At 50.6% G+C, this 6,881-nt stretch carries 5 protein-coding genes and 2 rRNA genes; 5 read left to right on the top strand and 2 right to left on the bottom strand.

Annotated features, from left to right (window positions below):
- The 5 genes from hemW to BZJ18_RS13255 all read left to right on the top strand — a co-directional run bounded on the left by hemW (position 1) and on the right by BZJ18_RS13255 (position 6,189).
- A complete protein-coding gene (gene hemW / locus BZJ18_RS13235) occupies positions 1-1,158 on the top strand; it encodes a radical SAM family heme chaperone HemW (protein WP_077457422.1) in 1,158 nt (385 codons plus the stop codon).
- A gap of 100 nt (positions 1,159-1,258) precedes the next feature.
- On the top strand, positions 1,259-2,344 hold the full coding sequence (locus BZJ18_RS13240; RefSeq protein WP_077457424.1) for an AI-2E family transporter: 1,086 nt from the start codon (positions 1,259-1,261) through the stop codon (positions 2,342-2,344).
- 104 nt (positions 2,345-2,448) lie between these two features.
- Complete coding sequence (gene rsmC / locus BZJ18_RS13245; RefSeq protein WP_198532245.1) at positions 2,449-3,477, top strand: 16S rRNA (guanine(1207)-N(2))-methyltransferase RsmC; 1,029 nt, start codon at positions 2,449-2,451, stop codon at positions 3,475-3,477.
- A gap of 181 nt (positions 3,478-3,658) precedes the next feature.
- Positions 3,659-5,227, top strand: coding sequence for a HAMP domain-containing protein (locus tag BZJ18_RS13250; RefSeq protein WP_198532244.1), 1,569 nt, complete (start codon positions 3,659-3,661; stop codon positions 5,225-5,227).
- 59 nt (positions 5,228-5,286) lie between these two features.
- Positions 5,287-6,189, top strand: a complete 903-nt coding sequence (locus BZJ18_RS13255; protein ID WP_069591160.1) for a LysR substrate-binding domain-containing protein — start codon at positions 5,287-5,289, stop codon at positions 6,187-6,189.
- Between the two features lie 290 nt (positions 6,190-6,479).
- Here the strand turns inward: BZJ18_RS13255 and rrf are convergent.
- A 5S ribosomal RNA gene (gene rrf, locus BZJ18_RS13260) occupies positions 6,480-6,595 on the bottom strand.
- 164 nt (positions 6,596-6,759) lie between these two features.
- Positions 6,760-6,881: ribosomal RNA gene (locus tag BZJ18_RS13265) — 23S ribosomal RNA — on the bottom strand; the annotation flags it as partial.

Genomic DNA, 6,881 nt, shown 5'->3' on the forward strand with positions numbered 1-6,881 from the left:
ATGATCCCACTGAGTTTGTACGTACACATCCCGTGGTGTGTACAAAAGTGCCCGTACTGCGACTTTAACTCTCATGCGCAAAAAGGGGTGATCCCTGAGTCGGACTATATCAGTGCATTGCTCGATGATCTTGATACCGACTTGGCCGCTTATCCTTCTGTTGCAGAGCGACCACTGCATTCGATTTTTATTGGTGGTGGTACGCCAAGCTTGATGTCCCCCCCCGAAATTCAGCGCTTGCTGGATGGCATCAAAGCGCGCCTAACGCCAAGCGAAAAGATGGAAGTGACCATGGAAGCGAACCCTGGCACGGTAGAAGCCGATAAGTTCATTGGCTACCGTCAAGCGGGCGTCAATCGAATCTCTATCGGTGTACAGAGCTTTTCCGCCGATAAACTCGAGCGCTTAGGGCGTATTCATGGTCCGGGAGAGGCCGAACGTGCCGCTCAGCTCGCACACCAAGCCGGATTGGATAGCTTTAACCTCGATTTGATGCATGGCTTACCCAATCAATCGGAGCAAGAGGCGCTGGCGGATCTTGAAAAGGCCATTGCACTCAATCCACCGCATTTGTCTTGGTATCAGTTAACCATCGAGCCTAACACCCAGTTTCACTCCAAACCGCCTACGCTGCCAGAAGAAGATACCCTTTGGGATATTTTTGACAAAGGCCATCAATTGCTCACAGACGCCGGCTATGTACAGTATGAAACCTCGGCCTACAGCCTTGAGAACAAGCAATGCCAGCATAATCTCAACTACTGGCGGTTTGGCGACTATTTGGGGATTGGCTGCGGGGCGCATGGAAAACTGACCTTGCCAGATCAAGGTCAAACACGGGTGTTGCGTACAGTCAAAGTCAAGCACCCACGCGGCTACCTCGACCCGGAAAAGGCCTACCTGACCGATAGTCAATGGGTCAAACCCACAGAGCTGGCCTTTGAATTCTTTATGAATCGCTTCCGTTTATTGGAAGCCTGCCCCAAAGCTGAGTTTGTCCAGCGGACAGGCTTACCGCTATCGACACTCGATGCGCCAATGGCAGAGGCGATTGAGCAAGGGTTAATCACAGACACCCGCTCACACTGGCAAATCACGCCAAAAGGAAAATTATTCTTAAACGATCTCTTAGCGATTTTTTTAGCTGACGCAGACTAATCTGTCTGTGGTAAGGTGCTCATAAATACGGCGGATCACCGATCCGCCTTCGTTTATCGAGGGCATCGCCCACCGACATTCAGCAAAAAAGGATACGCCTGTGAGCCCGTCATTTCGCGTCGAGCCCAAACACTGGACCCTGATTGCAGCGCTTATCGTTGCCACCTACGCGTGTTATCTGCTTATTGAGCCCTATATTGGCGCCATTGTGCTGGCCTTTATCGTCTCGCTATTATTTTTTCCGGTGCATAACCGTATCGAGCAACGCTTGGGCGATCGCCCGAATACCGCCGCAGTGCTGTCCTGCGTGCTGCTAACCTTTATTATTATTATCCCGCTGACCTTAGTCGCCGCAGCCATCATCCAACAAGGTGTTAGCTTTTTTACCCAAAGTTATGACTGGTTGAATAATGGCGGCGCAAAATCCCTGATGAATAACCCGCAAGTTCAGGGTGCGCTCCACTTTTTCAATCAATGGCTGCCGTTTGATTTGATTGACCCGCAAGAAACGGTGAAGAAACTCGCAGCTTGGATGTCGTCATTCAGTGGGCAAATGTTAGAGTTCAGCTCCAAAGTACTTGGCGATGTGACCAACTTTTTCATCAACTTTATGCTGATGCTGTTTGTGCTCTTCTTTTTACTCCGAGATCACGAAAGCATCATTCAAACTCTGCGTCATGTGATCCCACTTTCTCGCAGCCAAGAAGATCAACTGCTCGATGAAGTCGAGAAAGTCGCCAAATCTGCCGTGTTAGGCTCATTTCTGACCGCACTCGCCCAAGGCGCAGCCGGTGGCCTAGCCATGTGGGCCGTGGGACTGCCCGCCCTATTCTGGGGAACCATGATGGCTTTCGCTTCCTTTATTCCCGTGGTGGGCACAGCACTTATCTGGCTACCGACAGTGGTGTATTTAGCCATCACGGGCGAATGGCAATGGGCGCTAGGGCTATTGATATGGAGCGTGGTGGTGGTCGGCTCGATTGATAACCTGCTACGCCCGTTTTTGATGCAGGGGAACTCGGGGATGAATACCTTGCTCATCTTCTTCTCTTTGCTTGGCGGCCTGCACCTATTTGGATTGATGGGACTAATTTATGGCCCCATCATCTTCTCGCTCACCCTCGTCCTCTTTCGCATGTATGAAATTGAGTTCGAGCGTTTCCTCGACCGCCAAGACAATGCCTAACCTGGCATAGGTTGGCCTAGTGCGCGCTTTGTGGGACAATCCGCTCCCCAGCGCGCACCTAATAAGCGCGTCGATTGTCACGTCTAAATCACGTAAAGAGAACGATCATGAGTTTAACGGCCCCGAGTGAAATTGCGCAGCGCCACCTGACGCTATTTGAAAACAAACATGTTCTATTGGCAGGTGAGCTAGAAGATGACTTTGCTCGGCAACTCCTCGCACATGCAAAAAGTGTCTCTGTGTTTACCACGCATCACGGCTATGCAACGCGCATGGCTGGTACGGGTGTAAATGTGCACGCAGGTGCTGAGTATAATGATGAGCAGCCGGTGGACCTTGTCCTCTTTTATTGGCCCAAATCGAAAGCGGAAGCTGACTTTCTTCTCGCGATGCTCACCCATCGCCTCGGCGCCAACGTCGACTGGATAGTGGTAGGTGAAAACCGTAGTGGCGTCAAAAGCATCGAAAAACGTTTTGCGCCTTATGGCCACGTCACCAAACAAGACTCTGCGCGCCGGTGCAGCCTGTATTACGGCGAGTGCACGTCCCCAGCGCCTCAGTTTGAGTTAGCGGCATGGTTTAATGACTACCCGTTACAAATCGCAGAGATGACCCTCACAATCCGAGCACTCCCCGGCGTATTTAGCCAAAAAAGTTTAGATGACGGGACTGCTTTACTGCTGAAAAACCTCCCCGCTATGGAAGGGGATGTGATTGACGTCGGTTGTGGCGCTGGTGTCATTGGCACCGCATTGTTGGCGAGCAACACCAAGCTCGCACTGACGTTTGTCGATGTGAATCACTTAGCCGTTGCCTCGACACAAGCGACCCTTGAGGCCAATGGACTCAAAGGTTCTGTGTTGGTTTCAGACATGCTAAGTGCCGTCAGTGGACAGCAGTTTGATGCCATTATCAGCAATCCCCCATTCCATGAAGGGCTAGAGACACATTATCACGCCACCGAGTCGTTACTGGAAAGCGCCCCTCGCTATCTGCGCCGTCGCGGCCAACTGGTGATCGTCGCCAATAGCTTCTTACGTTACCCACCGCTTATTGAAAARGGGTTTGGTCAGTGCGATACCCTCGCRAAAACACGTCGATTCGCAGTTTATCATGCGCAAAAAGCGCGCTAGTTGCTGATAACACCATCAATCAGCGTACTAACACAGTTTTAAGGCTTGATACCTGACAGCAGGTCACAGTTTTAGCTCATCGGACGTGTTAGCGTTTACTCTCTCGCGGCTGCCTTTTGGCAGCCGCTTGCGATTCAAGCCCGCGTGATCAGGGAGAGGTACTCACAGCGTGCAAATGGATATGGGTTACTCGACGCGTCTTCAACGCCGCTTTATGTGGTGGTTTTTTAGCCTTAGCATTATTCCTGTGGTAATTCTGACCGGTTACTTCACATGGAGTCAGTCACAGCTGTTGATCACCCAAGCCCACCAACAGCTGGAGAACGAACGGGATCGCTACTATTTCACCATCAAAGAATATTTTCATAATCAGGTACGTGCCGTTGTTAACCTTGCAGACTCCGACTTGGCGATCAGCAGTGGTGGGCGCTTCTATGGCTTTCCGAATGCGTTCGCCCAATTAGGTGAAGACACGTCCCAAGCGCACCGACAGCTCATGCAAATCCTGCAGCAAAACGCAGGAACACACCTCAAGACCAACAACCAGAATTATCACCGCCTTTATCGACAGTTTAACCGTCAATACCAATCATGGATGGCAAGGTATGAGTTCAATAATGTGGCGATGTTTGACCGGAGCCAACACCTCGTTTTTGCCGTCAAAGCCACGCCACAGTTGCTCGCGGATACCAGACTACGCCAAGCCGTCAACCAACTATTAGATGCCCCGCCTGAGCAGCGTCCTAAATGGGTACGCACTCACTTTGCTCCCCAAGGTTCACGCACCATGCAAGCATGGTATCTCGCCCCTATTCTGAAAAGCGGTCAGCTCCAAAGTATCCTTGCGGTAAGTACCACGACGGACAACTTGTCCGCCATGCTACGTCAGCTTCAACGCCCTCATTCAGGCTTATGGCTTATTGATCAATCGCATCAGTCCTTACTCAGTGGCTGGGTACCCCGCTCAAGTCATGCCAAACTCGCTGTTTCCCCACCACAAGCGGCAATTATAAAAAGCTTAGAGGGTCAACAAGGAGTATTGTCACCCAGCGACTATGCATTGATGCCACAACTGACCGCCTATCGTCCCGTCAGCATCGGTAACACTTCTTGGGCACTGATAACTTGCACCCCCAAGCCAAGCGCATATCAGCCGCTTTATCGCCTATATTCAATCAGTGTGACTTTGGTGATAGCCCTGATTGTATTACTGCTATTTATTGGACACTGGCTCTCCCATCGACTTGCTCTCCCTATGTTGCAACTGACTTGGTGCGCCGAACAATTTGCAGCCGGTGAGCTTGACTATCCAGTGACGCATCGGCAACGCCAAGATGAAATCGGACGGCTTGCCACTGCCTTATCGCACTTGCAGCACCGATTAAAAGCGACGTACTTTTCAACATCATCTCCCTCATCCAGTGGGCACACGCCTGCAATGCAGTCAGGCAGCTTACATCACAGCTTAGTCATCGCGATGAACCTCGCGTTAGAGGCATGGGGCGGAGATAAAGTCGGTTTGGCCGAGCAAAGCGGTTTATGGCGCGTCTATTCCGACAAAGGTAGCCTGCAAACAAGAACCTTGGATAAATACCTGCACCTTGAAACGGTTCCCAAAACGCCACGTTGGCGGAATGTGGTACGTAGTCTCGATTTCGTTCTCCAGCATACGGACAGACAATCGCCGTACTACCAACCCTTAAAACAGGCCCAACAAGAAATCCAACATTGGATTACCGACCGTCGTTAGCGTTGTCATTGAGAGCAAGCGGTCTTATAGTGGCTCAAACCCTCAATCACTAGGTCTGAATGGCGCTTTCACTTCCTCAATTGCGAGTGTTTTTAACTATCGTGCAAGAGGGCACGATCACCGCCGCCGCCAAAAAACTGTTTCTCAGTAAACCAGCGGTCAGCATGGCGCTTGCCGAGTTAGAAAGTCAGCTCGGTTACCCCTTGTTTGATCGACGCGGCAACCGACTCCACCTTAATGACCAAGGTGCTGCGCTGATCCCTAAAGCAGATGAATTGCTGACCCGTAGCGATGAGATTAGCGCGGCACTGAAAGACGACAGCCAGTTGATTGGCTGCCTACGTTTAGGGGGAAGCGATACGGTGGGCAACCAGCTTTTGCCGGCACTGATCAGCGATTTTCGTCATGCAACCGCGCATCAACAGCAAACATTAGTGATTGCAAACAGCCAAGAGATCATCGCTCGCCTACAACATTTCGAGCTGGATATCGGTTTAATAGAAGGTGAAATCCAACATCCTGATTTACTGCAAACGCCTTGGCTAAGTGATCAGATGGCGGTGGTGTGTCACCCTGATCACCCACTTGTCAGTCAAGCGCCGTTAAGTGTTGGGGATCTCGACAATCAAACTTGGCTGATCCGCGAATCTGGCTCGGGCACACGCGAGCACTTTCTCTCACGCCTTGCTCCTCGCTTCGAGCGCTGGCACCTTTCTTTCGAGCTTAATACCACAGAAGCGATTTTAAACGCAGCGAGTGCCGGGTTAGGCTTGGCATATCTATCTAAGCTCTCCGCGCAACACGCCATTGCCGACGGTCGAGTCGTTGCCCTCGAACTCCCTCTGCTATTATCCCGGCGCTATTGGCTCGTGCGTCACAAAGATAAATACCAGTCAGGTTTACTCACCCGCTTCTGGGATTTTTGCTTACACTGGCAACCTCAATCCCATTCTTCTACTTAACCAGCAATCACCCAAGCGACAGATACAAAAAGCCCCGACCATAAGGTCAGGGCTTGGTGTTTCTACTAATTAAAGTCTTACACTTCGCTGCTTTAATTAGGTTATCTTATTTGATGCGATGGGGATGTTGAATCGAGACGCGCAGGGCTAGTACACCTCAATATACAAAAAGCCCCGACCGTTAGGTCAGGGCTTCGTATTTCACTCATCAAAGTCTTACATATCATTGCTTTGATGATTAAATATTTGCTAACTAAAGCCCAATATTAAGCTCTAATTAGGTAATTAGAGCCTGGCGATGTCCTACTCTCACATGGGGAGACCCCACACTACCATCGGCGCTGCTTCGTTTCACTACTGAGTTCGGCATGGAGTCAGGTGGGTCCAAAGCGCTATGGTCGCCAAGCAAAATTTTGTCTGGAACAAAATTTAACGCACTTCAGTGCGGCCCGTCAGGGTCAAATACAAGGATGTATTTGATAAATTCGTTCCTAAATCTAGAAAGCTGTTCGTTCTCGCCACAATCAACTGGCTTATTTTAAGTCCAACCCAAAACCTCTTGGGTGTTGTATGGTTAAGCCTCACGGGCAATTAGTACAGGTTAGCTCAACGCCTCACAGCGCTTACACACCCTGCCTATCAACGTCGTAGTCTACGACAACCCTTTAGAGAGCTCGAAGCTCTAGGGATGA

Origin of the sequence: Salinivibrio sp. IB872, from assembly GCF_001995345.1 — a bacterium.
GTDB classification, from domain to species: Bacteria; Pseudomonadota; Gammaproteobacteria; order Enterobacterales; family Vibrionaceae; genus Salinivibrio; species Salinivibrio proteolyticus.

Coding starts and splice junctions, on each gene's coding strand:
- hemW (WP_077457422.1), top strand. CDS start 1: ATGATCCCACTGAGTTTGTACGTACACATCCCGTGGTGTGTACAAAAG.
- BZJ18_RS13250 (WP_198532244.1), top strand. CDS start 3,659: ATGGGTTACTCGACGCGTCTTCAACGCCGCTTTATGTGGTGGTTTTTT.
- BZJ18_RS13255 (WP_069591160.1), top strand. CDS start 5,287: ATGGCGCTTTCACTTCCTCAATTGCGAGTGTTTTTAACTATCGTGCAA.